The following is a 25,007-nucleotide window of genomic DNA, read 5'->3' on the forward strand; positions in this document are numbered from 1 at the left end:
TTCGCACCATGACCGCTTCCGCATTGATGCAGATCCTGGCCAGCGGCCTGCTGATGGGGCTGATCTACGGCATGGTCGCCGTGGGCCTGTCTCTCATCTTCGGGCTGATGGACGTCGTGAACTTCGCCCATGGCGAATTCATGATGCTGGCCATGTACGCCACCTTCGGGTGTTTCGTCTTCTTCCACATCGACCCCGTGCTGGCCCTGCCGCTCGTGGCGGCCGTGATGTTCATCTTCGGGGCCAGCGTCTACTTCGGCGTGGTGCGCCATGCGCTGCGGGTGAAGGTCAACGCCGGCATGGTGCAGATCTTTGCCACCTTCGGCCTGGCCACGCTGATCCAGGGCGCTGCGCAGTTCTTCTTCACGCCCGACTACCGCAACATCGGCGACAACGGCTGGCTCGGCGGCAAGACGCTGGAGGTGAGCGGTCTGTTCCTGCCGTTGCCGCAGGTGTTCGGCGCGGTGGTTTCCCTGATCGCCTTCGGCGGCCTGTACCTGCTGATGAAACACTCCGACTTCGGCCGTGCGCTGGAAGCCACGCGGGAAGACAAGGGCGCCGTGGCGCTGGTCGGCATCGACAGCAACCGGGTCTTCGCGCTGGGCTGGGGCATGGGTGCGGCACTGGTCGGCGTGGCGGGCGCGGTGCTCTCCACCTTCTACTACATCCATCCGCAAGTCGGCGCCGCGTTCGGCACCATCGCCTACATCACCGTGGCGCTCGGCGGTTTCGGCAGCGTCTTCGGCGCCTTCGCGGCTGGCATCGTCGTCGGCCTGGTCGAGGCGCTGACGGCCGTCGTACTGCCGCCGGCCATGAAGTCCATGGGCATCTACGTGCTCTACCTGGCCATCATCTTCCTGCGTCCGCAGGGCCTCTTCGGAAGACTCTGATGCAACCGACGATCCTCGCTGCCACCACGGCACCCGCCGTGGCGGCTTCCACGAACGCCGCCGACGACGCGGTGCACAGCTTCGGCCGGCGCCGCCGCATGCAGCTCGTCGTTGCACTGGTGATCTTCGTACTGGCCGCGCTGTCGCCGCTGGTCGTGCAGAACGCCTATCTGCGAAACGTCATCGTGCTCACCTTGATGTACGCCGCCCTGTCGCAGGCCTGGAACATCCTCGGAGGCTACTGCGGCCAGATCTCGCTGGGGCACGCGCTGTACTTCGGAGTGGGTGCCTATGCCACCAGCAAGCTCTACGTCGGCTTCAACCTGCTGCCCTGGTTCGGCATGCTGGGCGGCGGGCTGATGGCCGCGGCATTGGCGGTGGTTCTGGGCTACGGCTGCTTCCGGCTGAAGGGGCACTACTTCTCCATCGCCACCATCGTGATCGCCGAGATGGGGCTGCTCATCGTGCACAACTGGGAATGGTTGGGCGGCGCTTCGGGCATCCAGTGGCCCTTCGGCGAGGACAGCTGGGCGACCCTTCAATTCGCCCGCGACAAGACGCCCTACATCCACTTCGCGGTCGGCCTGCTGGCGCTCACCTGGTTCATCTGCTGGCTGATCGAGGACTCGCGCTGGGGCTACTGGTGGCGTGCAGTCAAGGACAACCCCGAGGCTGCCGAGAGCCTGGGCGTGACGGTGCTCAGCTCCAAGCTGGCGGCAGCGGCCATCTCGGCCTTCCTTACCGCCGTGGGCGGGGGCTTCTACGCGGCCTTCGTTTCCTACGTCGACCCGGACAGCGTGCTGCAGTTCCGCTTCTCGCTGCTGATCGTGCTGCCGGTCGTGCTGGGCGGCATCGGCACGCTGTGGGGTCCGATGCTTGGCGCGGTCATCCTGATTCCGCTGACCGAGCTCTCGCGCAGCTACATGGGCGGCTCGGGCTCGGGCCTCGACCTGATGATCTACGGCGGCCTCGTCATGGCGGTGGCGCTGCTCAAGCCGGAGGGTCTGGTCCGCCTGTGGCCGCTGCGCCAGGGGCGCCGAAAGGAGGTCGCGCCATGAGCGGCGACATCCTCCTGCAGGCTCGCCAGGTGACGCGCCGCTTCGGCGGCCTGGTGGCCAACTCCAACGTCGATGCCCAGATCCGCAAGGGTGAGATCCTCGGCCTGATCGGCCCCAACGGGGCAGGCAAGTCGACCTTGTTCAACCTGATTGCGGGTGCCTTGCCGCCTACCTCCGGCAGCATCCACTTCGAAGGGCGGGACATCACCGCGCTGCCCGCCACGCGACGTTGCGCGCTGGGCATCGCCCGGACCTACCAGGTGCCGCGGTCCTTCGATTCGATGAGCGTGGTCGAGAACGTGATGATCGGCAGCTTCGTGCGCCATGCCGGCGCGTCGGCTGCCCGCCACGCGGCGCTGGAGATGCTCGAGTTCACCGGTCTGGCACGCCAGGCCAACACCCCGACCCACCAGCTCACCCCGCCGGAGAAACGCCGCCTCGAGGTGGCCCGCGCGCTGGCCACCAGGCCGAAGCTCCTGCTGCTGGACGAGGTGCTGACAGGCCTCACGCCCAGCGAAGCGCGGCTGGGCGTGGAGCTGATCCGCAAGGTGCGCGATGCAGGAGTCACCGTGGTCATGGTCGAGCACGTGATGGAAGTCGTCATGCCGCTGGTGGACCGGGCCCTGGTCCTGAACCTCGGGCAGGTGCTCGCCGAAGGATCGCCGCGCGACGTCGTGCGCGACCCCGCCGTCATTTCCGCCTACCTGGGAGAGCGCCACCATGCTGCTTGAAGTCCGCGGGCTCACTTCGGCCTATGCCGGGCTCGTCGCCATCTCCGACATCTCCATCTCGGTGAAGGAGGGCGAGATCGTCGTCGTCGCCGGCGCCAACGGCGCGGGCAAGTCCACGCTGCTGCAGTCGCTGATAGGCATGGTGAAGCCGCGCTCGGGCGAAGTCAGCTTCGCCGGCGAGCGCATCGAGGCGCTGCCGGGTCACCAGATCGCCGCGCGCGGGCTGGCCTTCGTGCCCGAGAGCAAGCGCCTGTTCCCGCGCCTGTCGGTGGCGGACAACCTGCGCCTGGGCAGCTACCTGCACCGCAAGAAGGCCGATCGCGAAGCGCCGCTGGAGATGGTGTTCAAGCTGTTCCCGCGCCTGAAGGAACGGCTGCCGCAGCGCGCCGAGACGCTCTCCGGCGGCGAGCAGCAGATGCTGGCCATCGGCCGTGCGTTGATGACCCGTCCGCGCCTGCTGATGCTCGACGAGCCTTCACAGGGCATCATGCCCAAGCTGGTCGACGAGATCTTCGACGCGGTCGTGGCCATCCGCGATGCCGGCGTCACCGTGTTGCTGGTCGAGCAGCGCCTGGCCGAAAGCCTGCAGATCGCCGAACGCGCGTACGTGCTGCAGACGGGGCGGGTGATCCTGTCCGGCACGGCGGCCGAGGTGCGCGACAACCCTGAAGTGCGTCGCGCCTACCTGGGCATCTAGAGGCCTAGCGAGAGGTGGAGGGGCGCGGGACCACCGCGCCGCAGTGGCGCAGGAAATCCGCCGTCGCGCGGCCCAGCAGCTTGTCACGATGCATCACCGTCGCCAGCCGCCGCATCCCGGCTGGCAGGCGCGTGCGCAGTTCCACCAGGTGCCCGTCTTCCAGCGCCTGCGCCACCGTGTAGCGCGACAGGCATGCGAGCCCGGTGCCCGAAGCCACCACGCGCTTGATGGCTTCGGTACTGCCCAGTTCGAAGCCCACGTGCACCTGCTCCAGGTTCTGGATCAGCCATGCGTCCGTCACCTGCCGCGTGCCGGAGCCATGCTCGCGCAGCACCCACGTGGCCTGCGAAAGTTGCCTGTGGGTCGCGATGCGGCCCGCCAGCTCGTGGCCGGGCGCGGCGACGATCACCAGTTCATCTTCGCGCCAGGGCCGCACCACGAGGTCGGGGTGCGTCTGCGGGCCTTCGATGAAGCCCACGTCCACGTCGAAGCCCGCCACCGCCTCGATCACGTCGTGCGTGTTCGCGATGTGCAGGTGCACCTGGCTCTGCGGATGCAGTGCCGTCCAGGTCGACACCCGCTCCGGCAAAAGGTATTCGCCGATGGTGAAGCTGGCCGCCACACGCAGCGGCGCCGCATGCTCGCCGCTGAAGAGCGCTTCGACCTCTGCAGCCTGGTCCAGCAGCGCCTGCGCCTTGGGCAGCAGGGCCCGGCCGTTCTCGTTGAGCACCAGCCGGCGCCCCAGCCGGTCGAAGAGCTGCACGCCCACCGAAGACTCCAGGTCGGCCAGCGCGCTGCTGGCCGCCGACTGCGAACGCGCGATGCGGTCGGCCGCGGCGCGGGTGCTGCCTTCGCGGGCGGTGGCGACGAACACTTCGAGCTGGCGCAGGTTCAGGCGCAGGCGGGGGCTCGATGCCGTGCCCTGCTGCTGATCAGTTTTTCCGGTCATGGTGAGCGATATTCTCTGCTTTTTCGTTTGATCGAGGCTGCATACCATCGAACGGACCCGCCTGAAAACAAAGGACCGCCAAGTGTTCAGCTTCCTGTCTCGCGAGCCCGTGCACGACCCGCTGGCAGCGCCCACGCCCACGGCCGACACCACGGTCAAGACCACCACCTGCTACATGTGCGCCTGCCGCTGCGGCATCCGGGTGCACCTGCGCGAGGGCGAGAAGGGCCCCGAGGTCCGCTACATCGACGGTAACCCGAACCACCCGCTGAACCAGGGCGTGATCTGCGCCAAGGGCTCCTCGGGGATCATGAAGCAGGTGTCCCCCGCGCGCATCACGCAGCCGCTGCTGCGCAAGGCCGGCAGCGAGCGCGGCGCGGGCGAGTTCGAGCCGATCAGCTGGGAGCGCGCCTTCGACATGCTGACCGAGAGGCTCGCGAAGATCCGTGCCACCGATCCGAAGAAATTCGCGCTCTTCACCGGGCGCGACCAGATGCAGGCGCTCACCGGCCTCTTCGCGCGGCAGTTCGGCACGCCCAACTACGCGGCGCACGGCGGCTTCTGCTCGGTCAACATGGCCGCGGGAATGATCTACACCATCGGCGGCAGCTTCTGGGAATTCGGCGGGCCCGACCTCGAGCGCGCCAGGCTCTTCGTGATGATCGGCACGGCCGAGGACCATCACAGCAACCCGATGAAGATCGCCATCAGCAAGTTCAAGCGCGCTGGCGGCCGCTTCATCTCCATCAACCCGGTGCGCACCGGCTATTCGGCCATTGCCGACGAGTGGATCCCGATCAAGCCCGGCACCGACGGCGCGCTCTTCATGGCGCTGCTGCACGAGCTGATCGGCAACGAGCTGGTGGACCACGCATTCCTCAAGCGCTTCACCAACGCGCCGCAGCTGGTGGTGCTCGACGACTGCGAGCGCGAGGGGCTGTTCGCCTTCGATCCCGAGCGCGGCCCGCCGGGCGACGGTCGCAATCCGCACAACAAGCTGGTGTGGGACAAGGCCAGCGGCAGCGTGAAGCCCGCGTACCCCGAAGGCATCGCCGATGGCTGCGACCCCGCGCTCGAAGGCCACTACACGCTGGCCGACGGCACGCGCGTCGCGCCTTCGTTCCAGCTGCTGCGCGAGCGCGTGGCGAGCTGCACGCCCGAGTGGGCGCAGGCCATCACCGGCATCGACGCGGCGCGAATCCGCAAGCTGGCGCGGGAGATGGGCGAGACGGCGCTGAAGCAGGCCTTCGAGCTGCCCATTCCGTGGACCGACGCATGGGGCAGGAAGCACGAGACCACGCAGGCGAGGCCCGTGGCCTTTCATGCGATGCGCGGACTCGCGGCGCATTCCAACGGCTTCCAGACGGTGCGTGCGCTGGCCGTGCTGATGAGCGTGCTCGGCACCATCGACGCGCCGGGCGGCTTCAGGCACAAGGCGCCGTACCCGCGCCACATCGTGCCGAACTACAGGGCCTTCAACGACCCCGGCATGATCCAGCCGAACACGCCGCTCAATGCCGCGCCGCTGGGCTTTCCGGCCAGCCCCGACGAACTGGCGATCAACCCCGACGGCTCGCCGATCCGCATCGACCATGCGTTCTCGTGGGAACACCCGCTGTCGGCGCACGGGCTCATGCACAACGTGATCACCAATGCGGTGAAGGGCGACCCGTACCGCATCGACACGCTGCTGATCTTCATGGCCAACATGGCATGGAACTCCAGCATGAACACGATGGCGGTGCGCGAGATGCTCAACCGCAAGGACGAGAAGGGCGAGCACATGATCCCCTTCCTGGTGGTGTGCGACGCCTTCCAGAGCGAGACCGTGGCCTTCGCCGACCTCGTGCTGCCCGACACCACCTACCTCGAGCGCCACGACGTGATGGGCATGCTCGACCGTCCGATCTCGGAGTTCGACGGGCCCGTCGATTCGGTCCGCATTCCAGTGGTGCCGCCCACGGGGCAGTGCAAGCCCTTCCAGGAGGTGCTGATCGAGCTGGCCTCGCGGCTGAAGTTTCCGGCCTTCACCACGCCCGAGGGCGGGCGCAAGTACAGCGGCTACCCGGACTTCATCGTCAACTTCGAGCCGCAGCCGGGCATCGGCTTCCTGATGGGCTGGCGCGGCAAGGACGGCACCGAGCACCTGCGCGGCGCGCCGAACCCGAAGCAGTGGGAGGCCTACGAGAAGAACAACTGCGTCTTCCACTACCACATGCCCGAGACCATGCACTACATGCGCAACTGGAACCGGGAGTACCTCGACTTCGCGAAGGACAAGGGCTGGCGCCAGCGCAACGACCCGGTGCAGCTGGCGCTGTACTCCGACACGCTGCAGAGCTTCAGGCTCGCGGCGCAGGGCAAGGCCGCGGGTCGGCAGCCGCCCGATGCGCTGCGCGAGCGCATCGACACGTATTTCGATCCGCTGCCCTTCTGGTATCCGCCACTGGAAGAAGCGGCGACCGATCTCGATGCGTTCCCGCTCAATGCGCTCACGCAGCGGCCGATGGCCATGTACCACTCGTGGGACTCGCAGAACGCATGGCTCAGGCAGATCCACAGCCACAACTACCTGCACGTGAACCCGGTGACCGCGCAGGCCGCGGGCATCGCCGACGGTGGCTGGTGCTGGGTCGAGAGCCGCTGGGGCAAGGTGCGCTGCATGCTGCGCCACAGCGAGGCGGTGGAGCCCGGCACCGTGTGGACCTGGAACGCCATCGGCAAGGCCGACGGCGCATGGCAGCTCGCGCCGGGCGCGGACGAGGCGCGCAAGGGTTTCCTGCTGAACCACCTGATCAGCGAGGAGCTGCCCTGTGCAGGCACCGCGAGCGGGACCATCAGCAACTCCGACCCCATCACCGGGCAGGCGGGCTGGTACGACGTGCGCGTGCGCATACGGCCGGCCGAGCCGGGTGAGCCTGAGGAGAGCTATCCGCAGGTCGCGAGCATGCCGGCCGTGCCTGGGGTGCTGGGCAAGGCGGCGAGTGTTCTGACGTACTTTGCGGGGAGGGCTCGGAAATGATGCAGTGGCTCAGGGACCTCATGACGTCCGCCCCGGTCTTGCCCCCTCCCCCTCTGGGGGAGGGCAGGGGTGGGGGCATCGGCGGAGCAACGGGAAGCCTTGTCGCATTGAAGGCCGGCGTGCCCCCACCCCAACCCTCCCTCAGAGGGGGAGGGAGTAATGCAACCCAACGCGCCGAGCAGGGCGAAACCCTCGCCAAACAGCTCGCCCTCGTCATCGACCTCAACGTCTGCGTCGGCTGCCACGCCTGCGTCACCTCGTGCAAGCAGTGGAACACCTCCGGCAGCGCTGGCCCGCTGGCCGACGAGCGGCCCTATGCGGCCAACCCCACCGGCACCTTCTTCAATCGCGTGCAGACCTACGAAGCGGGCGCCTTTCCGGCCACCGAGACCATCCACTTCCCCAAGAGCTGCCTGCACTGCGAAGACCCGCCCTGCGTGCCCGTGTGTCCCACGGGCGCGAGCTACAAGCGCAAGGAGGACGGCATCGTGCTCGTCGACTACGACAAGTGCATCGGCTGCAAGTACTGCGCATGGGCCTGCCCCTACGGCGCGCGCGAGCTGGACGAGGAGCGCCAGGTCATGACCAAGTGCACGCTGTGCGTGGACCGCATCCACGACGAGCAGCTGCCCAAGGAGGACCGCAAGCCCGCCTGCGTGAAGGCCTGCCCGACCGGCGCACGTCTCTTCGGCGACGTGAAGGACCCCGACTCCGAAGTGTCGAAGGCGATACGCGAACGCGGCGGCTACCAGCTGATGCCGGAGTGGGAGACCAACCCGGCCAACCGCTACCTGCCGCGGCGCATCACGTCGTCGACGCAAGAGCTGGAGTAGGCCGCAACATGCATCCGGCGTTCTCGATCCTTTTCTTCACCACGCTGGCCGGCGCCGCGCAGGGGCTGGTGTTCGCGCTTGCCCTGGCCGTGCTCTGCGGCCTCGAACTCGCGCCGGGCTTCCTGGGCCTTGCGCTGGGCGTGGCCGAGGTGCTGCTGGCGGCGGGACTCGCTGCATCCTTCATGCACCTGGGCCGCAAGACGCGCGCATGGCGCGCAGTGCTGATGTGGCGCACCTCGTGGATGTCGCGCGAAGTGATCGTGCTGCCGGCCTTCATCGCGCTGGTGGCGCTGTGGTGGCTGTCGCTGCGGGCGGGCCTGGGCGCGCCTTGGTCGTGGCTGCTGCCCATGCTGGCGCTGGGCGGCGCGCTGCTGCTCTGGTACTGCACCGCGATGATCTATGCCTGCCTGCGCTTCATCGAGGAATGGGCGCATCCGCTGACCATCGTCAACTTCACGCTGATCGGACTGTCGTCGGGGCTGGTGCTGGCCTGCGCGATGGCGGCGCTGGCCGGCGAGGCGCGCTTCGTGCAGGTGTTCGGGCCTTTCGCGCTGGTCGCCACGCTGGCGGCGTGGGCTGCACGCGTCACGGCGCTGCGGCGCAATGCGGGAATCCGCCACAAGTCGACGCTCCAGTCGGCCACCGGCATCCGCACGCAGAAGCTGGTGCAGAAGTCGATGGGAATGTCGGCCGGGTCGTTCAACACGCGCGAGTTCTTCCATGGCGCATCGCTCGCCGTGCTGGGCAACATGAAGCTCGGCTTTCTTCTGCTGGCCTTCGTGCTGCCCGCGTTTCTGCTGGCATGGGGCTTGACGGTCGGGGGCGCACTGCCGTGGGTGCTCGCGGCGCTGGTGCAGGCGCCGGGGCTGCTGGCCGAGCGCTGGTTCTTCTTTGCGCAGGCGCGGCATCCGCAGAACCTGTACTACCAGGTCGTTTCCTGAGTCTCGAGGCGACTGGAGGGGCGGCCCGAGCCTTGGCTGCCGAGCCAGGGTGCTCGAGCGTCATGGGCACGTCACCTGCGCATGGAAGGATTCGGGCCTTTTGTCCACGGTCCTTCCAATGCTGCCGAACCTTTCACGCAACCGCGCCCTGGCATGCCTGCCAGCTTCATCACTCGGCCTGCTCGCAGTTCTGCTGGCCTCCTGCGGCGGCGGCGGAGGTTCAGGCAACTCGTTCCTGCCGCTGCCCGCCGCTGCGACTCCTGCGCCGGCTCCAGCCCCGGCAGCGGCGCCGGCAGCAGCCAGCACCAGCGGCATGGTCGTCGGAAGCTATTTCGTCAACGCCAAGGTCTGCCTCGACACCAATGCCAACGGCCGTTGCGATGACGGCGAGCCATCCACCCGCACCGACAAGCGGGGTGCATACACGCTCGCAGGTACGGGCGCCGGCATCGTGGCCGAGATCGGCACCGACGCCACCGAACTCGACCCCGCCACCTCCACCTCGAAGCCCGTGACCTCCCGGCTTGTGCTGCGTGCGCCGAAGGAGGCGCCGGGCGTCGTCGACTTCCACTCGACCGCGGTGGTCGCCGAAATGGAAGCGGGCGGCATCGACTTCAAGGCTGCCACCGCGAAGGTGGCCATCTCCGTGGGCGTGATCGCGGCCAAGCTGCTCGGAGACTTCAACACCGAGGCCGACCCCGTGGCGAAGGCCGCGCTCAAGGCTGCCTCCGACGAAGGGCTGCAGCGCATCCGCGATGCGATCGCTGCGTCGGCCAGCGGCGACGACATCAAGGCCGTGTTGACCGCCGCAGCGCTGACCGACCGCTACTACCAGACCAAGGCTCCCTACCGCCCGCAGCAGGACGTCAGCACCTACGAAGCGCCGCCCGCGGGCTTCTCGCCGGTCTACACGCAGATGATCGCGCGCCACGGCTCGCGCGGCCTTTCCAGCCTCAAGTACGACCTGGCGGTCTACAACATGTGGGAGAAGGCGCGGGACGACGGCGCGCTCACGCCGCTGGGCCAGAAGCTGGGGGCCGACGTGCTGAAGATCATGAAGGCCAATTTCCTGCTGGGCTACGGCGTCGCGGGCATCACCAAGCCGGGCTATGGCAACGAGACGCAGGTCGGCATCAATGAGCACACGCAGCTGGCGGCCCGGCTTCTGCAGCGCCTGCCGGCCTTCTGGAAGCAGGTCGGCGACAGCGCCGGCTCGGCGCCGCGGCAGATCGTGACCGTGACTTCCGGCGTCGATCGCGCGGTCGACAGCGGCAGCTTCTTCGTGCAGTCGCTCAAGGCGACGCAGCCTGCATTGGCGCCGCTCGTCACCTATCCGCCGGCACCGGCGCCGTACCCCGACACCGGCACGGCGGCGAGCCAACCGGCCGGCACCAACCGCTTCCTGCTCTACTTCCACAAGCTCGTGAAAGCCACCGACCTGGTGAGCAAGACGGACGATCCGCTCTACCCGACCTATCGGGACAGCCAGGCCTACCAGGCCTACAAGTCCGGTGATGCCGATCTCGCCGCCAAGCAGAGCGGCCTCACGGTCACGCCGGAGGCAGCGGCGGCCGGCCGCGTGCTGCTGGAGCGGCTGTTCGCCAAGAGCTTCGTCGACAAGATCGCCGACGGCAGCTACAGCTTCGCCAACACCGGCTCCCGCAGCTTCGCGAGCGACGACGGCAAGTTCTTTTCCAGCATCGACGGCGACGGCAAGACCACGATCAAGTCCCCGGGCGATGCCGGGTCGCTGTTGTACGAGCTCTACGTGATCGCTCCAGCCATGCGCAGCGAGGCTGGCGTCGACTTCGCCGCCTACATGCCGGCGGCGCAGGCGAAGTTCTTCGCGGCGCTCAACGACGGGTCCGACTTCTACGACAAGGGCCCCGGCATGACCGAGAAGGGCGACATCACCTCGCGCATGTCGCAGATCCTGGTGGACGACATGTTCAACGAGGTCGACGCCATTGCGCGCGGCGATCGCTCCCATGCCGCCAAGCTGCGCTTCGCGCACGCCGAGATCATCATGCCCTTCGCTGTTCGCATGGGGCTGAAGGGCGTGGACCAGGGCGTGCCCGCGGCGGCCAGCTTCAGCTACGGCAGCAACCCATGGCGCGGAGAATACGTGTCGCCCATGGCCGCCAACATGCAATGGGACGTGTACGCCGACGGCAGCGGCAAGCTGCTCGTGAAGATGCTCTACAACGAGAAGGAAACCGACTTCAAGGCCGCGTGCGACGGTGCGAAGAAGGCCGGCACCGCCCACTACTACGACTATGCGGCCCTGAAGTCCTGCTACGGCCGCGTGGTGCAGTAGGCCCGCTTTCGATTCGCAGCAGGCGAAGCCGGCCGCGCGATCCCGCCTACCTGCGTGCGGGCTCGCGGATGGCGGCTCGCGCGAGCCGCCACGCTGCGAACAGGAATGCCAGCGGCAGCACCACTGTCTGCAGAACGAACAGTGCAATGAGCTTCACGATCCGCTCGGCCCAGTCGGAGGCGGACTTCAGGATCTGTTCGTAGGTGGCCTTCAGGTCCGGCAGCTTGGGCAGCCAGCGTTCGATGCGGTCGCGCCAGCCTTCCTGCGCGGCCGGTGCCTCTTTCGTTGCGTCCACCACGGCGGCGGGCGACTGCTCGATGCCCGACAGCGCGGCCTGGTAGTCGCTGGCCATGAACGTACGGTAGAGACCTTCATTGGCCACCGCGGCAAGCGGTACGGCGAAACGCACCAGCAGCAGGCCGATCAGCGCCGACTGCAGCCAGCGCGGCGAGCTGCCGCGCCGCCAGCGCCATGCGATCCAGGCCAGCGCCACGGCGCAGACCAGGTACGACATCAGATGGTGTGCGCCGATGTTCAGCAGCACCAGCTGGATGCCGAATGACACGCTGGCCGCGAGCATCACCGCCGCGAACTGCTCGATCAGTTCGTTCAGCGGCTTCAGTGCCTGACCCGGCGCGAAACTCACGCCCACGCCGCCTGGCGTGGCATCGACCTGCGTGCCCTGCGCAACCGACACCACTGCCCCGAGCGCGCGTGCTGCAGCGAAGGTGGTCAGTGCGCGCTTCAGTCCGTCGTTGACCTGGGCCCGCGCGGGCGCGTCGATCGGTGCGACCCAGCAGCCGGCGAACACCAGCACGGCGATGAGCAGGAGATAGGCGCGTTGCAGCAGAAGGGGCTTGGGCAGGGGCATGGTCGGTGTGCGATCGGGGCGGAGGATGCGGTCATTCTCCACACGACTCTCGGCACACGGTGCCGATGCCCTTGGGCGGCATCAGGGTCTGTCCACACCATTCCCGGGGGCGCGTTGGTGCCCCAACGCTCCTTGCCGCCCTTCGCGGCCCCGGAGATGGTTTGAGCAGTCCCTAGCTTCTGCGCAAACCCGCGGCGCGGGGCTTGCCTGGCGTGCCCGGCAGCAGGTGGTCCAGCGGCAGCGCGGTCTCGGACTTGATCTCGCGCAGCACGATGCTCGAGCGCACGTGCGTCACGCCGGGCAGGCTGAACAGCACCTCGTGCAGGAAGCGCTCGTAGTGCTTCATGTCGGGCACGGTCACGTTGAGGATGTAGTCGGCGGGGCCGGTGGCCGAGACGCAGCGGATGATCTGCGGGCTGGCGGCCACGGCCTCCTCGAAGCGCTGCACCATCGTCTCGCTGTGGCGGTCGAGGTTCACCTCGGCCACGGCCGAGACGTGCAGGCCGACCAGTTCAGGATCGACCAGCGTGGTGTAGCCGCGGATGACGCCCGCGGCCTCCATGTCCTTGATGCGCTTCCAGCAGGGCGTGGGCGAGAGGCCGACGGCCTCGGAGATCTGCTGCACGGTCTGGCGTCCGTCGTGCTGCAGCGCGGAGAGGATCTTGAGGCAGTGCTCGTCGAGGGAAACGGTGCCGGTGTTCATCGCGGGATCGCAGGATCGCGGGTAGTGGGTGGGGTGCGCGGACCGGATGCCGGTCCGCGCCATCGTCGCGATTCTCCTTGATCGATGCGGCGGGGCAATGTCGTGCCTTGGCCGCCGCAGGGTGCTCGTTCTACGCGTCGGCTGCGCGCGCGAATTCCAGCGGCAGGTCCTTGAACTGCTTCTTCAGCGAAGGCTCCGGCGAGCCGCCGACCACGATGCGAGCGAAGGCATCGAGCGGGCTGAAGAAGGCGGGGCGCAGCGTGCCGAGCTTGCTTTCGTCGATGACCAGGAAGCTCTGCGACGCACTGCGGATGGCCGCCTGCTTCACCGGCACCTCGTGGAAGTTGGAGCAGCTCGCGCCGCGTTCCACGTCGATGCCGCCCGCCGAGATGAAGGCCTTGTTCACGCCCAGCCTGGCGAGGTACTGCAGCCCCTCGTCGGAGAAGAAGGTGGCGGAGGAGGAGTGGTACAGCCCGCCAAGCAGCATCAGCTGCGTGTTCGGGCGGCGGCTGAGCACCTGCGCGATGTTTGTGGAGTAACACACCACGCTCAGCGGCATCTCGGGCGGCAGCGCTTCCGCGAAATGGACCATGGTGGTGCCGCAGTCGATGAACAGGCTGTCGTGCGGCTGCACGAGTTCGGCGGCGCGCTCGCAGGCCAGGCGCTTGTTGGCCGCGTGCTGGTCGCTGGCCTCGTCGAGCGAGTAGCGCTCGGCGCCCGGCAGCGTCGTCGCAAGCACATAGCCGCCGAGTGCGGAGAGCGGAGATTCGGCCGACGCCAGGTCGCGGCGGATCGTCATCTCCGTCACCTCGAGCTGCTGCGCCGCCTGCTTGATCGGCAGCGGGCCGCCGGCCTCGACGAGTTCCTGCATCCTGGCCAGGCGCACGGCCCGGGCTTCGGCTCCGGCGGTTCTTCTCATGTTCGGTTTCCTCAGGTCCACCTGCCGGAGTATCGGGCATCGCACGTGGTTTCGATGTTGTTTGAAAAACATATTGCGCGGATAAATGTTGTTGTAATAACATTTGCGCCAACACGAACACCAAGGCCCGCCGCGATCCGATTCGATGCGACGAGGCTCGGAGACAAAAGACATGCCCCTTGCCGTCCCGCCGCACCTGCGGCCCTTGCGCGCCACGGCGCCCGCCCATTCATGACTTCCACTTCCCTCGTTCGCCCCAGCGGCGCGGTGCGTTCGCGCCCGGCTTCGCCGGCGGCCGCGCCCCGGGCGCCCGCCGAGACGCCCGCGCCGACCCACACCGCTGCCGCGCGCAACTCCGCCCAGCCTTTCGATCTCGGCTGGATCGACGGCATCCGCTTCAACCTGTCCGCCGCCGAGCGCCGCGTGGCCACGCTGCCGGGCCGCCGCTCGGTCAAGAAGGACGCGCAGGCCGGCTGGCTGTTGAAGGCCATCACCTGCATCGACCTCACCACGCTCAGCGGCGACGACACCGCCGAACGCGTGAAGCGCCTCTGCGCCAAGGCCGTGACGCCGGTTCGGCCCGACCTGCTGGCCGCACTCGGTTTTGCCGATCGCAAGCTGCACACAGGCGCGGTGTGCGTCTATCACCGCTTCGTCTCCACGGCGGTCGAGGCACTGGCTGGCACCGGCATCCCGGTGGCGGCGGTGTCCACGGGCTTTCCGGCGGGGCTGATCCCGCATGAGCTCAAGCTCAAGGAGATCGAGGCCTCGGTGCGCGACGGCGCTTCGGAGATCGACATCGTCATCACCCGCGAGCACGTGCTCGCCGGCCAGTGGAAGAAGCTCTACGACGAGATGCTCGACTTCCGCCGCGCGGCGGGCGAGGCGCATGTGAAGGCGATCCTCGCGACCGGCGAGCTCAAGACGCTGCGCAACGTCGCGAAGGCCTCGATGGTCTGCATGATGGCCGGCGCCGATTTCATCAAGACCTCCACCGGCAAGGAGGGCGTGAACGCCACGCCGCTGGTCACGCTCGCGATGCTGCGGATGATCCGCCAGTACGAGGCCCGAACCGGCCTGCGCGTGGGCTACAAGCCCGCAGGCGGCGTCTCCACCGCGAAGACCGCGCTCGACTACCAGGTGCTCATGAAGGAGGAGCTGGGCCGCGACTGGCTCGAGCCCGACCTGTTCCGCATCGGCGCCTCCACGCTGCTGGCCGACATCGAGCGCCAGCTGGAGCACCACGTCACCGGCCGCTACTCGGCCTACAACCGCCACCCGATCGGATGAGCAGCCCGATGAGCAACAACAACACCAGCAGCAACGTCGCACGCTACTTCGACACCATGGACTACGGCCCCGCGCCCGAGAGCGACACCGACGCGCGCGAATGGCTCGCGCGCCATGCCGAAGGCTTCGGCCATTTCATCGACGGGCGATTCACCCCCGCATCCGAAGGCGCGCATTTCGACACGGCCGAGCCGGCCACCGGCCAGCGCCTTGCAGGCATTGCGCAAGGTTCCGCGAAGGACGTGGATGCCGCGGTGGCTGCAGCGCGTGCCGCGCAGCCTGGCTGGTTCGCGCTCGGCGGCCATGGCCGCGCGCGGCATCTGTACGCGCTTGCCCGCATGGTGCAGCGCCATGCGCGCCTGCTGGCGGTGGTCGAGGCACTCGACAACGGCAAGCCGATCCGCGAGACGCGCGACCTCGACGTGCCCCTGGCCGCGCGCCACTTCTATCACCACGCCGGCTGGGCGCAGTTGCAGGAGCGCGAGTTCGCCGACCAGGTGCCGTTGGGTGTGGTCGGCCAGATCATCCCGTGGAACTTCCCGCTGCTGATGCTCGCGTGGAAGATCGCGCCCGCGCTCGCGCTGGGCAACACCGTGGTGCTGAAGCCCGCCGAGTTCACGCCGCTGAGCGCCTTGCTGTTCGCCGAACTCGCTGCGCAGGCGGGCCTGCCGCGCGGCGTGCTCAACGTGGTGACGGGCGACGGTGCCACCGGCGCTGCGCTGGTCGCGCACGAGGGCGTGGACAAGATCGCATTCACCGGCTCTACGGAAGTGGGGCGGCTCATCCGCACCGCCACGGCCGGCACGGGCAAGTCGCTCACGCTGGAGCTGGGCGGCAAGTCGCCGTTCATCGTGTTCGACGACGCGGACATCGACGCGGCGGTGGAGGGCGTGGTCGATGCGATCTGGTTCAACCAGGGCCAGGTGTGCTGCGCCGGTTCGCGGCTGCTGCTGCAGGAAGGCATCGCCGAAGAGTTCATCGCGCGGCTCAAGCGCCGCATGCAGACCCTGCGCGTGGGCTCGCCGCTGGACAAGGCGATCGACATGGGCAGCCTGATCGACCCCACGCAGCTGGAGCGCGTGCGCTCGCTCGTGGCCACCGGCGTGCGCGAGGGCGCAAGCTGCTACCAGGCGCCGGGCGCGCTGCCGCCGGGCGGCAGCTTCTTTCCGCCGACGCTGCTGACGGGCGTGCAGCCGGCATCCACCGTCGCGACCGAGGAGATCTTCGGCCCCGTGCTGGTGACGATGACCTTTCGCACGCCCGACGAAGCCGTCGCGCTGGCCAACAACACGCGCTACGGCCTCGCAGCCAGCGTGTGGAGCGAGACCATCGGCCTCGCGCTGGGTATCGCGCCGCAGCTGCAGGCGGGCGTGGTGTGGGTCAACGCGACCAATCTGTTCGACGCGGGGGTGGGCTTCGGCGGTTATCGCGAATCGGGCTACGGCCGCGAGGGCGGAAGGGAGGGCTGCTACGAATACCTGAAGCCGCGCGCCTGGGCGCAGCGCAAGCCGCGCGCTGATGTCGATGCCGTGGCCGTCGTAGCGGCGAACGAAGCGGCAGATGCCAAGGATGAAACTCCGCTCGCATTGCCTGTCATCGACCGCACCGCCAAGCTCTTCATCGGCGGCAAGCAGGTGCGGCCCGACGGCGAACTCTCCAGCAGCGTCTTCGCCGCCAACGGCCAGCGCGCCGGCGAGGTGGGCACGGGCAACCGCAAGGATATCCGCAACGCGGTCGCCGCGGCACGCTCGGCTGCAAGCTGGTCGAGCGCGACGCCGCATCGGCGTGCGCAGGCGCTGTACTACCTCGCGGAGAACCTCTCGGCGCGCGCAGGCGAGTTCGCCGCGCGCATCGCGAGCCTGACCGGCGTTGCGGCGAAGGCCGCGCAGGCAGAGGTCGAAGCATCGGTGAGCCGCCTCTTCGCCTACGGAGCCTGGGCCGACAAGTACGAAGGCACGGTACACGTACCGCCGCTGCGCGGCGTGGCGCTGGCCACTGTCGAGGCGATCGGCGTGGTGGGCGTGGTGTGCCCCGGCGAGGCGCCGTTGCTGTCCTTCGTGAGCCTGCTGGCGCCCAATCTGGCCATGGGCAACCGCACGGTGATCGTGCCGGGCGAGAAGCACGCGCTGGTCGCCACCGACTTCTACCAGGTGCTCGAGACCTCCGACCTGCCGGGCGGCGTCGTCAACATCGTGACCGGCCCGGCCGCGAGCCTCGTGCGCACGCTGGCGGAGCACGACGACGTCGACGCGCTCTGGGTCTTCGGTGACAAGGCACTGTCGCGCGATGCCGAGCGGCTGTCGGTCGGCAACCTCAAGCGCACCCTGGTCGACCACGGCCTGGCCACCGACTGGAGCGACCCGGCATCGGGCGAAGGCCCGGCGTTCCTGCGGCACGCCACGCAGGTCAAGAACATCTGGATTCCCTATGGCGAATGAACGGGCAGCCGTCGTTCCTGTTATCGAAACCGAGGGAAATCCCCGAGAAGCAAACGTTTGCGCAAACGTTTTCTTTATCTAAGATCGCAACCGCGAAAGCCATACCAAATCAGGAGACCGCATGCTGAAGTCCATCCATCCGCTGCTCAACGCCGACGTGCTCTACGCCCTGCGCGCGATGGGTCACGGCGACGAACTGGTGCTGTGCGACGCCAATTTCCCGGCCGACTCGGTCGCCCGCCAGACCTCGCTGGGCCGGCTGCTGCGCATCGACGGCGTGGGCACCACCGAGGCGGCGCGCGCCATCCTGTCGGTGCTGCCGCTGGACAACGCGGTGGACGATCCCGCGCGGCGCATGGAGATCATGGGCGCGCCCCATGAGATTCCGCCGGTGCAGCAGGAGATGCAGCGAGAGATCGACGCGGCGGAAGGGCGCCCGCGTCCGATGGGCTCTATCGAGCGCTTCGCTTTCTATGAAGCCGCGCGCCGCGCGTACTGCGTGATCGCCACCGGCGAGCGCCGCTTCTACGGCTGCTTCGTGTTCAAGAAGGGCGTGATCGCCCCCGAGGCCTGATCGCGATGAGCGCCGTTTCCTCGCATCAGAACCAGCGTCGGCAGCACGGCGTCGCCGTGCTCGGCATCTTCGTGGCCGACCTCGCCTTCCGCGCGGCCGACCTTCCGGGCGTGGGCCAGACCATCGCAGGCTCCGGCTTCGCGATGGGGCCCGGCGGCAAGGGCTCGAACCAGTCCGTGGCCGCCGCACGCGCCGGGGCGCAGGTGACCTTCATCTCCAAGCTCGGGCAGGACGCCTTCGGCGCCAACGCGCTCGAACTGTGGGCGCAGGAAGGCATCACGCCACGCGTGCCGCAGGTGACCACACAGCCGACCGGCGCGGCTTTCATCTACGTGCACGAGGTCACGGGCGACAACGCCATCATCGTGGTGCCCGGGGCCGCGGCGCTCATCGATCCGGCCGACGTCGATGCGGCCGCCGACGCCATCAGCGGTGCGCGCGTGTTCGTCACGCAGCTGGAGCAGCCGGCCGGCGCCGCGCAGCGCGGCCTGGAGCTCGCTCGGGCCGCGGGCACGGTGACGGTGTTCAACCCCGCGCCTGCGCTGCCCTTCGACGACGCGGTGTATGCGCTGTGCGACTACATCACGCCGAACGAGCACGAGGCGGCGGCGCTCAGCGGCATTGCTGTCGAGACCGTCGACGACGCGCGGCGCGCAGGCGACTTCTTCCTCTCCAAGGGGGTCGGCTGTGCGCTCATCACGCTCGGTGAGAAGGGCGCGCTGCTGCACAGCGCGAAGGAATCGGTGCACCTGCCCGTGTTCCATGCCGGCGCGGTGAAGGAAACGGCCGGCGCGGGCGATGCCTTCAACGGCGGCTTCGCAGCCGCGCTGGCCGAGGGCGCGTCGCCGCTGGAAGCCGCACGCTTCGGCTCGGCCGTGGCCGCCATCTCCGTGACGCGCGCCGGTACCGCGCCCTCGATGCCCACGCGCGCCGAGGTCGATGCGCTGCTGAACCGCGCGGCGGCCTGAGCCGCAAGCCGCAAAGGAGCCTTTCCGTGAAATTCAGGTTTTCAGACCGCGAGCTCAACTTCCTGGTTGGCATCAACGTCGCGATCCTCGTGGTCGCCACGGTGCTGTCGAAGGGCGACTTCCTCGACGTCTACAACTTCCAGTCGATGGGCGGCCAGCTGCCCGAGCTCGGCCTGCTGGCCATGGGCGTGGCGCTGTCGATGATCTCCGGCAACGGCGGCATCGACCTCTCGGGCGTGGCGCTGGCCAATCTCTCGGGCGTGGTGGCGGCCACGCTGGCGCCGATGCTGGTCGATGCCGATGCGTCGCCGTGGCTCTACACCGGCACCTTCGCCGTGACCGCGCTCGCGGTCGGGCTCGCGGGCGGGCTGCTCAACGGCGTGCTGATCGCGCGCGCCGGCCTCACACCCATCCTGTGCACGCTGGGCACGCAGCTGCTCTACACCGGCTTCGCAGTGGTTCTCACGGGTGGCTCCAGCCTTCGCGTGGGCAACGCGGAGCCGCTCTCGGCCATCGGCAACGAGAACGTGCTGGGCGTGCCCATTCCGTTCGCGATCTTCATCGCGATGCTGCTGGCCGTGGCCTGGCTGCTCAAGCAGAGTCCCTTCGGCATCCGGCTCTTCCTGCTGGGCACCAACGCCAAGGCTGCGCGCTACGCGGGCATTCCGCAGGGGCGCATGCTGATCGCCACCTATGCGCTGTGCGGCGTGCTGGCGGCGGTGGCGGGCGTGATCATCGCGGGCCGCACGGCCAGCGTGAAGTCGGACTACGGCAACTCGTACCTGCTGATCGCCATCCTCATCACCGTGATGGCCGGCGTGCGGCCGCAGGGCGGCTACGGGCGCATGGTGTGCCTGTTCTTCTCGGCCGTGGCGCTGCAGCTGCTGTCGAGCACCTTCAACCTGCTGGGCATTTCCAACTTCTTCCGGGACTGCGCCTGGGGCCTGCTGCTGCTGTTCTTCCTGGCATCGGCCCGCCTGAGCCTGGGCGACCTGCGCAGCTTCATCTCCGTTTCGCGCACCAGCGCACCGCCGCATCAGCCCCCTCCTGGCGCGACGCAGAGAACCACCGAGGGCTAGGAGACAAACGAACATGCTGAAGAAAACCAAGATCGCCTGCACCGTGCTGGCACTGGGCACCGTGGCCTTCGCCTCGGCGCTGCATGCGCAGGGCAAGCCGCAGGACATCGTCACCGTGGTGAAGATCACCGGCATCAGCTGGTTCAACCGCATGGAAGTGGGCGTGAAGGAGTTCGGCAGCAGCACGCCGGGCGTGGCCACGCGCCAGATCGGCCCGGCCCAGTCCGACGCCGCGCAGCAGCAGCGGCTGGTGGAAGACCTGGTGGCGAAGAAGGTCGACGCGATCGCAGTGGTGTCGATGGATCCGCCCACGCTGGAGCCGGTGCTCAAGCGCGCGATGGAACGCGGCATCAAGGTCGTCACGCACGAGGCCGACAACCAGAAGAACACCATGGTCGACATCGAGGCCTTCGACAACACGGCCTACGGCGCGCGCATCAACGAGCGCCTGGCCGCCTGCATGGGCCAGCAGGGCAAGTGGACCTCGCTGGTGGGTTCGCTGGGCAGCCAGTCGCAGGTGCAGTGGGCCGACGGTGGTGCGGCCAATGCCAAGAAGTACCCCAAGATGCAGCTGGTCGATGCCAAGAACGAGTCGCTCAACGATGCCGAGAAGGCCTACGGCAAGGCCAAGGAGATGCTGCGCAAGCACCCGGACCTGAAGGGCTTCCAGGGCTCGTCGTCGCTGGACGTGCTGGGCATCGGCCGCGCGGTGGAAGAGGCCGGCCTGCAGGGCAAGATCTGCGTCTTCGGCACCGGCCTGCCGAGCGAGGCGGCCAAGTTCCTCGAGTCGGGCGCGGTCGGCGGCATCGCCTTCTGGGACCCGAAGGACGCCGGCCTCGTCATGAACAAGGCGGCCAAGATGCTGCTCGACGGCAAGACCATCACCGACGGCACCGACATGGGCGTGCCCGGCTACAACAAGGTCTCGGTGAAGAAGGGCCCGGGCGCCGGCATCATCGTCACCGGCCAGGCCTGGGTCGAGGTCGACAAGCAGAACTACAAGAAGTACTCGTTCTGACGCGACGCACGCCATGACCCTGACCGCGCCTTCCACGCAAGCAAGTCAGCCCGGCGCCCAGAGCGCGGCCGGGCGCCGGGTGTTCCTCGAGGTGCAGGACGTGCACAAGCGCTTCGCGGGCGTGCACGCGCTGCGCGGCATCGACCTCGTCATCGAGGCCGGCGAGATCTACCACCTGCTCGGCGAGAACGGCTGCGGCAAGAGCACGCTGATCAAGATCATCTCGGGCGCGCAGCCGCCGAGCCAGGGACGCATCGTGATCGACGGACAATCCCACGAATCGCTGTCACCGCTGCAGGCGCTCAGCCTGGGCATCGAGACGGTCTACCAGGACCTGTCCCTGCTGCCGAACATGAGCGTGGCGGAGAACGTCGCGCTCAGCGAGCAGCTCGTCGCCACCGGCGGCAGGCTGGCTCGCCGCTTCGACCGCAAGGCGCTGGCGGCCACGGCCGCGCGGGCTCTGGAGGCGGTGAAGCTGCCGACCGACGCGGCCTTCCTCGCGCGGCGGGTGGACGAGATGCCCATCGCCACGCGGCAGCTCGTGGCCATCGCGCGCGCGGTGGCCACGCGCGCACGCATGGTCATCATGGACGAGCCCACCACCTCGCTCACGCAGAAGGAGGTGGACAACCTCGTTCGCGTGGTGGAGGCGCTGCGCGAGCAGGGCGTGGCCGTGCTCTTCGTGAGCCACAAGCTCGACGAGTGCATGGCCATGGGCGGCCAGGCCATCGTGTTCCGCGACGGCACGAAGGTGGCGCAGGGCCCGATCCGCGATTTCACCAAGGCGCAGATCGCGCACTGGATGACCGGCAAGCACCTCGACGGCGAGCGCTACCGCCACGGCACGCACGGCGGAGACGAGCTGCTCAAGGTGGAGTCGCTCGGGCGCGGTGCGCAGTTCAGCGATGTGAGCTTCACGCTGCGCAAGGGCGAGATCCTTGGCGTGACCGGCCTGCTCGATTCCGGCCGCAACGAACTCGCGCTGGCGCTGGCCGGCGTGCAGGGCGCCGACCGCGGGCGCGTGCTGCTCGATGGCAGGCAGATCGTGCTGAAGACGCCCACCGATGGCATCCGCCAGGGCATCGGCTATGTGCCCGAAGACCGACTCAGCGAGGGCCTCTTCCTCGACAAGCCGATCCGCGACAACATCGTGACCGCAGTGCTCGACCGGCTGCGTGGGCGCTTCGGCGCGCTCGACGCCAGTCAGTGCCAGGCGCTGGCCGAGCGCACCGTGAGCGACCTGCAGATCGCCACGCCCGACGTCGACCGGCCGGTGCAGTCGCTCTCGGGCGGCAACCAGCAGCGCGTGCTCATCGGGCGCTGGCTGGCCATCGGGCCGCGCGTGCTGATATTGCACGGCCCCACCGTGGGCGTGGACGTGGGCTCCAAGGACACCATCTACCGCATCGTGCAGCGGCTGGCCGAGCAGGGCCTGGGCGTGATCCTGGTGAGCGATGACCTGCAGGAGCTGCTGCAGAACTGCGACCGCATCCTGCTGATGCGCAAGGGCCGCATCGCCAACGACTTCGACGCGCAGGGGCTCGCCGAGAGCGACCTCTACCACGCGCTGGTTTCCGACACACCTTCCCCCGCATTCTCATGACGGCTTCCACCATGCAAGCGCAGTCCGCACCGGCCGCGCCGGAATCGGCTCCGCCCCCGCCGCAGGCGCGGGTCTCGCTGCGCGCCTGGCTCGCGCAGCGCCCCTCGGTCTTCACGCTCGCACTGATCGTGCTGGCGAGCCTGGCCGTGGGCGCGATCAACCCGAGCTTCTTCCAGCTGCCGGTGCTGTTCGACATCGTGCGCGCCTGCACGGTGCTGGGCCTGTTCGCACTGGGCGTGCTGATCGTGCTGGCCGCCGGCGGCATCGACGTGTCGTTCGCGGCCATCGCCGCGCTCACGATGTACAGCATCACCAAGCTGGTGCTGAACTACTTCCCGGAAGCGCCCATCGCGCTGCTGCTGGTCGCGGGCGCCGCCAGCGGCGCGCTGCTGGGCGTGATCAACGGGCTGCTGGTGCACTGGCTCAAGGCACCGTCACTCATCGTCACCATCGGCACGCAGTACCTGTACCGCGGCATCCTGCTGACCTTCGTGGGCACCGTGTTCTTCATGAACGTGCCCGCGCCGATGGACGCCTTCGGCAAGCTGGCGCTGTGGCGCTTCGACACGCCGCAGGGCCTGCACGTGGTGCTGCCGGCCACCGTGCTGGTGCTGGTGTTCGCGGCGCTGCTGACCTGGTGGCTGCTGAACCGCACGCTGATCGGCCGGGCCGTCTATGCCATCGGCGGCAGCCTCGCGATTGCGGAGCGGCTGGGCTACAACCTGCGCACGGTGCACGTCTTCGTGTTCGCGTACGCGGGCTTCCTCTCGGGGCTGGCGGGCATCGTGCACGTGTCGAGCACGCGGCTGGCGAACCCCTTCGACCTGGTGGGCAACGAGCTGGACGTGATCGCGGCCGTGATCCTCGGCGGCGCGCGCATCACCGGCGGCAGCGGCACCGTGGGCGGCACGCTGCTGGGCGTGGTGCTGGTCACGCTCATCAACAACGTGCTGATCCTCGCGGGCGTTCCGAGCACCTGGCAGAAGGTGATCATCGGCGCCTTCATCCTGGTGGCTGGCGGCTTCTTCGCGATGCGCTCGCGCGACTGACCCTGCGGCGATGCGGCCGGTTGCCACGCTTGCGCGGCGTCGCCACGAGGCCCTGTGATCGCAATCGAATGTCCGACGCCAATGCCACTGTTCTCTGCGAGGAGCCGAGCCGGTTCGCGGGACGAGGCTTCGGCTCCGGCAGCTGCCTCCACGACCACGAACTGCACCTGATCGGAAGCGCCCCGGCGTGCCTGCGCGTCGGCAGCGGTGCGAGCGAAGAGACGCACACGCTCGCGCCCGGCGCGGTCTTGCTGCTCGGGCCCTTGCTGCCGCGCACGCTGAGGCCGGCGTATCGCGCGGAGCCGGACGATGGCCTTGTCCTGCGTTTCAGCGACGAGCCGCTGCGCCGAGGCGCGGTGATCTTTCCGGAGCTGTCGGACGTCGGGCCGCTTCTCTCGCGCGCCCGACAGGGCGTGCATTTCGTCGGCCTGGGGGCCGAGACCCTCTCCAGGCTGCGGCGCCTTTCGACACTGCACGGGCTGGCGCGATTCTCGGCATTCACCGCCGTGCTGAACGAGCTCGCGCAGTGGACCGACTACCGGCTGCTGGCCCGAACCCTCGTGCACGCCGATGCAGCGGGGCCGGGCCGCGCGATGCACGTGCAGAAGGCGCTGGATCACATCCGGGACAACTATGCGCAGCCGCTGTCGCTCTCGGAGGTCAGCGCCCTCGTGGGCACGAGCAGGACCGCGCTCTCGCGCAGCTTCCGCCGCGCGACCGGCAAGACCTTCACCGACTTCATCATCGGCCTGCGCCTCGCGAAGGCCTGCCGGCTGCTGACCTCCACGCGCCAGCACGTGAGCAGCATCTGCTACGAGGTGGGCTTCAACAATCTCTCGAACTTCAACCGCCACTTCCGGCGCCTGGAGGGCATGACGCCGGGCGAGTTCCGGGCCCGGCACGCAGGCGCTGGAAGATGAGGCAGCGCCGGGAGACGAGTGTTTTCTCGGGATCGGAAGAAAAGAAAAAGAAAATCTTCTTTTTGGATCGATTCGAAGTGGAATCTTCTTGAAACAAGGGTCTGCGCTAGTGCATTGAAGAAGCACTTACCTGCGCC

General features: G+C 68.3%; 21 protein-coding genes. 17 read left to right on the forward strand and 4 right to left on the reverse strand.

Annotated features, from left to right (window positions below):
• Nucleotides 1–8: 8 nt before the first annotated feature.
• From FHY06_RS32050 to FHY06_RS32065, 4 genes are read left to right on the forward strand one after another with little or no spacing between them, the layout of a single operon-like run.
• Entirely contained in the window at nt 9–890 is an 882-nt protein-coding gene (locus FHY06_RS32050) for a branched-chain amino acid ABC transporter permease (RefSeq protein ID WP_184607432.1), read from the forward strand.
• Entirely contained in the window at nt 890–1,948 is a 1,059-nt protein-coding gene (locus FHY06_RS32055) for a branched-chain amino acid ABC transporter permease (RefSeq protein ID WP_019657104.1), read from the forward strand. Before FHY06_RS32050 ends, FHY06_RS32055 begins: the two co-directional genes overlap by 1 nt.
• Nucleotides 1,945–2,679, forward strand: a complete 735-nt coding sequence (locus FHY06_RS32060) for an ABC transporter ATP-binding protein (RefSeq protein ID WP_019657105.1) — start codon at nt 1,945–1,947, stop codon at nt 2,677–2,679. The genes FHY06_RS32055 and FHY06_RS32060 overlap by 4 nt, the downstream gene beginning before the upstream one ends.
• The gene (locus FHY06_RS32065; RefSeq protein WP_019657106.1) at nt 2,669–3,376 is read left to right on the forward strand and encodes an ABC transporter ATP-binding protein; all 708 of its coding nucleotides are present in this window, start codon (nt 2,669–2,671) and stop codon (nt 3,374–3,376) included. The genes FHY06_RS32060 and FHY06_RS32065 overlap by 11 nt, the downstream gene beginning before the upstream one ends.
• Before the next feature lie 4 nt (nt 3,377–3,380).
• Here the strand turns inward: FHY06_RS32065 and FHY06_RS32070 are convergent, their stop codons facing one another.
• Nucleotides 3,381–4,325: a LysR family transcriptional regulator gene (locus tag FHY06_RS32070; RefSeq protein ID WP_020723278.1), complete on the reverse strand. Its 945-nt coding sequence runs from the start codon at nt 4,323–4,325 to the stop codon at nt 3,381–3,383.
• Between the two features lie 82 nt (nt 4,326–4,407).
• Here FHY06_RS32070 and FHY06_RS32075 point away from each other — a divergent pair, with 82 nt between their 5' ends.
• From FHY06_RS32075 to FHY06_RS32090, 4 genes are all read left to right on the forward strand, one after another.
• Nucleotides 4,408–7,347, forward strand: coding sequence for a molybdopterin oxidoreductase family protein (locus tag FHY06_RS32075; protein ID WP_184607433.1), 2,940 nt, complete (start codon nt 4,408–4,410; stop codon nt 7,345–7,347).
• Nucleotides 7,344–8,180, forward strand: a complete 837-nt coding sequence (locus tag FHY06_RS32080) for a 4Fe-4S dicluster domain-containing protein (RefSeq protein ID WP_221404473.1) — start codon at nt 7,344–7,346, stop codon at nt 8,178–8,180. The genes FHY06_RS32075 and FHY06_RS32080 overlap by 4 nt, the downstream gene beginning before the upstream one ends.
• Before the next feature lie 8 nt (nt 8,181–8,188).
• Nucleotides 8,189–9,121 (forward strand): dimethyl sulfoxide reductase anchor subunit family protein, encoded by a 933-nt coding sequence (locus FHY06_RS32085; RefSeq protein ID WP_184607434.1) that lies wholly within the window; start codon nt 8,189–8,191, stop codon nt 9,119–9,121.
• Nucleotides 9,122–9,239: 118 nt separating this feature from the next.
• On the forward strand, nt 9,240–11,438 hold the full coding sequence (locus FHY06_RS32090) for a histidine phosphatase family protein (RefSeq protein WP_184607435.1): 2,199 nt from the start codon (nt 9,240–9,242) through the stop codon (nt 11,436–11,438).
• 46 nt (nt 11,439–11,484) lie between these two features.
• On the opposite strand, the gene FHY06_RS32095 is transcribed toward FHY06_RS32090, so the two are convergent.
• From FHY06_RS32095 to FHY06_RS32105, 3 genes are all read right to left on the reverse strand, one after another.
• Nucleotides 11,485–12,309 (reverse strand): hypothetical protein, encoded by an 825-nt coding sequence (locus tag FHY06_RS32095; RefSeq protein ID WP_019658214.1) that lies wholly within the window; start codon nt 12,307–12,309, stop codon nt 11,485–11,487.
• Between the two features lie 172 nt (nt 12,310–12,481).
• Nucleotides 12,482–13,012 (reverse strand): Lrp/AsnC family transcriptional regulator, encoded by a 531-nt coding sequence (locus FHY06_RS32100; RefSeq protein ID WP_019658215.1) that lies wholly within the window; start codon nt 13,010–13,012, stop codon nt 12,482–12,484.
• Between the two features lie 130 nt (nt 13,013–13,142).
• The gene (locus FHY06_RS32105; protein ID WP_184607436.1) at nt 13,143–13,931 is read right to left on the reverse strand and encodes a DeoR/GlpR family DNA-binding transcription regulator; all 789 of its coding nucleotides are present in this window, start codon (nt 13,929–13,931) and stop codon (nt 13,143–13,145) included.
• A 231-nt stretch (nt 13,932–14,162) separates the two neighbouring features.
• On the opposite strand from FHY06_RS32105, the gene deoC reads away from it, so the two are divergent.
• The 9 genes from deoC to FHY06_RS32150 all read left to right on the forward strand — a co-directional run bounded on the left by deoC (nt 14,163) and on the right by FHY06_RS32150 (nt 24,870).
• Nucleotides 14,163–15,221 carry a deoxyribose-phosphate aldolase gene (deoC, locus tag FHY06_RS32110; RefSeq protein WP_184607437.1) on the forward strand — a complete coding sequence of 353 codons (1,059 nt, stop codon included), beginning with the start codon at nt 14,163–14,165 and terminating at the stop codon, nt 15,219–15,221.
• Nucleotides 15,222–15,229: 8 nt separating this feature from the next.
• Nucleotides 15,230–17,659, forward strand: a complete 2,430-nt coding sequence (locus tag FHY06_RS32115; protein WP_260310821.1) for an aldehyde dehydrogenase family protein — start codon at nt 15,230–15,232, stop codon at nt 17,657–17,659.
• Between the two features lie 121 nt (nt 17,660–17,780).
• A complete protein-coding gene (locus FHY06_RS32120; RefSeq protein ID WP_019658219.1) occupies nt 17,781–18,233 on the forward strand; it encodes an RbsD/FucU family protein in 453 nt (150 codons plus the stop codon).
• Between the two features lie 5 nt (nt 18,234–18,238).
• Entirely contained in the window at nt 18,239–19,201 is a 963-nt protein-coding gene (rbsK, locus tag FHY06_RS32125; RefSeq protein ID WP_184607439.1) for a ribokinase, read from the forward strand.
• A 26-nt stretch (nt 19,202–19,227) separates the two neighbouring features.
• Nucleotides 19,228–20,280 (forward strand): ABC transporter permease, encoded by a 1,053-nt coding sequence (locus FHY06_RS32130; protein ID WP_019658221.1) that lies wholly within the window; start codon nt 19,228–19,230, stop codon nt 20,278–20,280.
• A gap of 13 nt (nt 20,281–20,293) precedes the next feature.
• Nucleotides 20,294–21,298 carry a substrate-binding domain-containing protein gene (locus FHY06_RS32135; RefSeq protein WP_019658222.1) on the forward strand — a complete coding sequence of 335 codons (1,005 nt, stop codon included), beginning with the start codon at nt 20,294–20,296 and terminating at the stop codon, nt 21,296–21,298.
• 13 nt (nt 21,299–21,311) lie between these two features.
• Complete coding sequence (locus FHY06_RS32140) at nt 21,312–22,901, forward strand: sugar ABC transporter ATP-binding protein (protein ID WP_019658223.1); 1,590 nt, start codon at nt 21,312–21,314, stop codon at nt 22,899–22,901.
• Nucleotides 22,898–23,950 carry an ABC transporter permease gene (locus tag FHY06_RS32145; RefSeq protein ID WP_184607440.1) on the forward strand — a complete coding sequence of 351 codons (1,053 nt, stop codon included), beginning with the start codon at nt 22,898–22,900 and terminating at the stop codon, nt 23,948–23,950. The genes FHY06_RS32140 and FHY06_RS32145 overlap by 4 nt, the downstream gene beginning before the upstream one ends.
• 68 nt (nt 23,951–24,018) lie before the next feature.
• Entirely contained in the window at nt 24,019–24,870 is an 852-nt protein-coding gene (locus FHY06_RS32150; protein ID WP_184607441.1) for an AraC family transcriptional regulator, read from the forward strand.
• Nucleotides 24,871–25,007: the final 137 nt, after the last annotated feature.

The organism is Variovorax atrisoli (assembly GCF_014195185.1).
Classification (GTDB): domain Bacteria; phylum Pseudomonadota; class Gammaproteobacteria; order Burkholderiales; family Burkholderiaceae_C; genus Variovorax; species Variovorax atrisoli.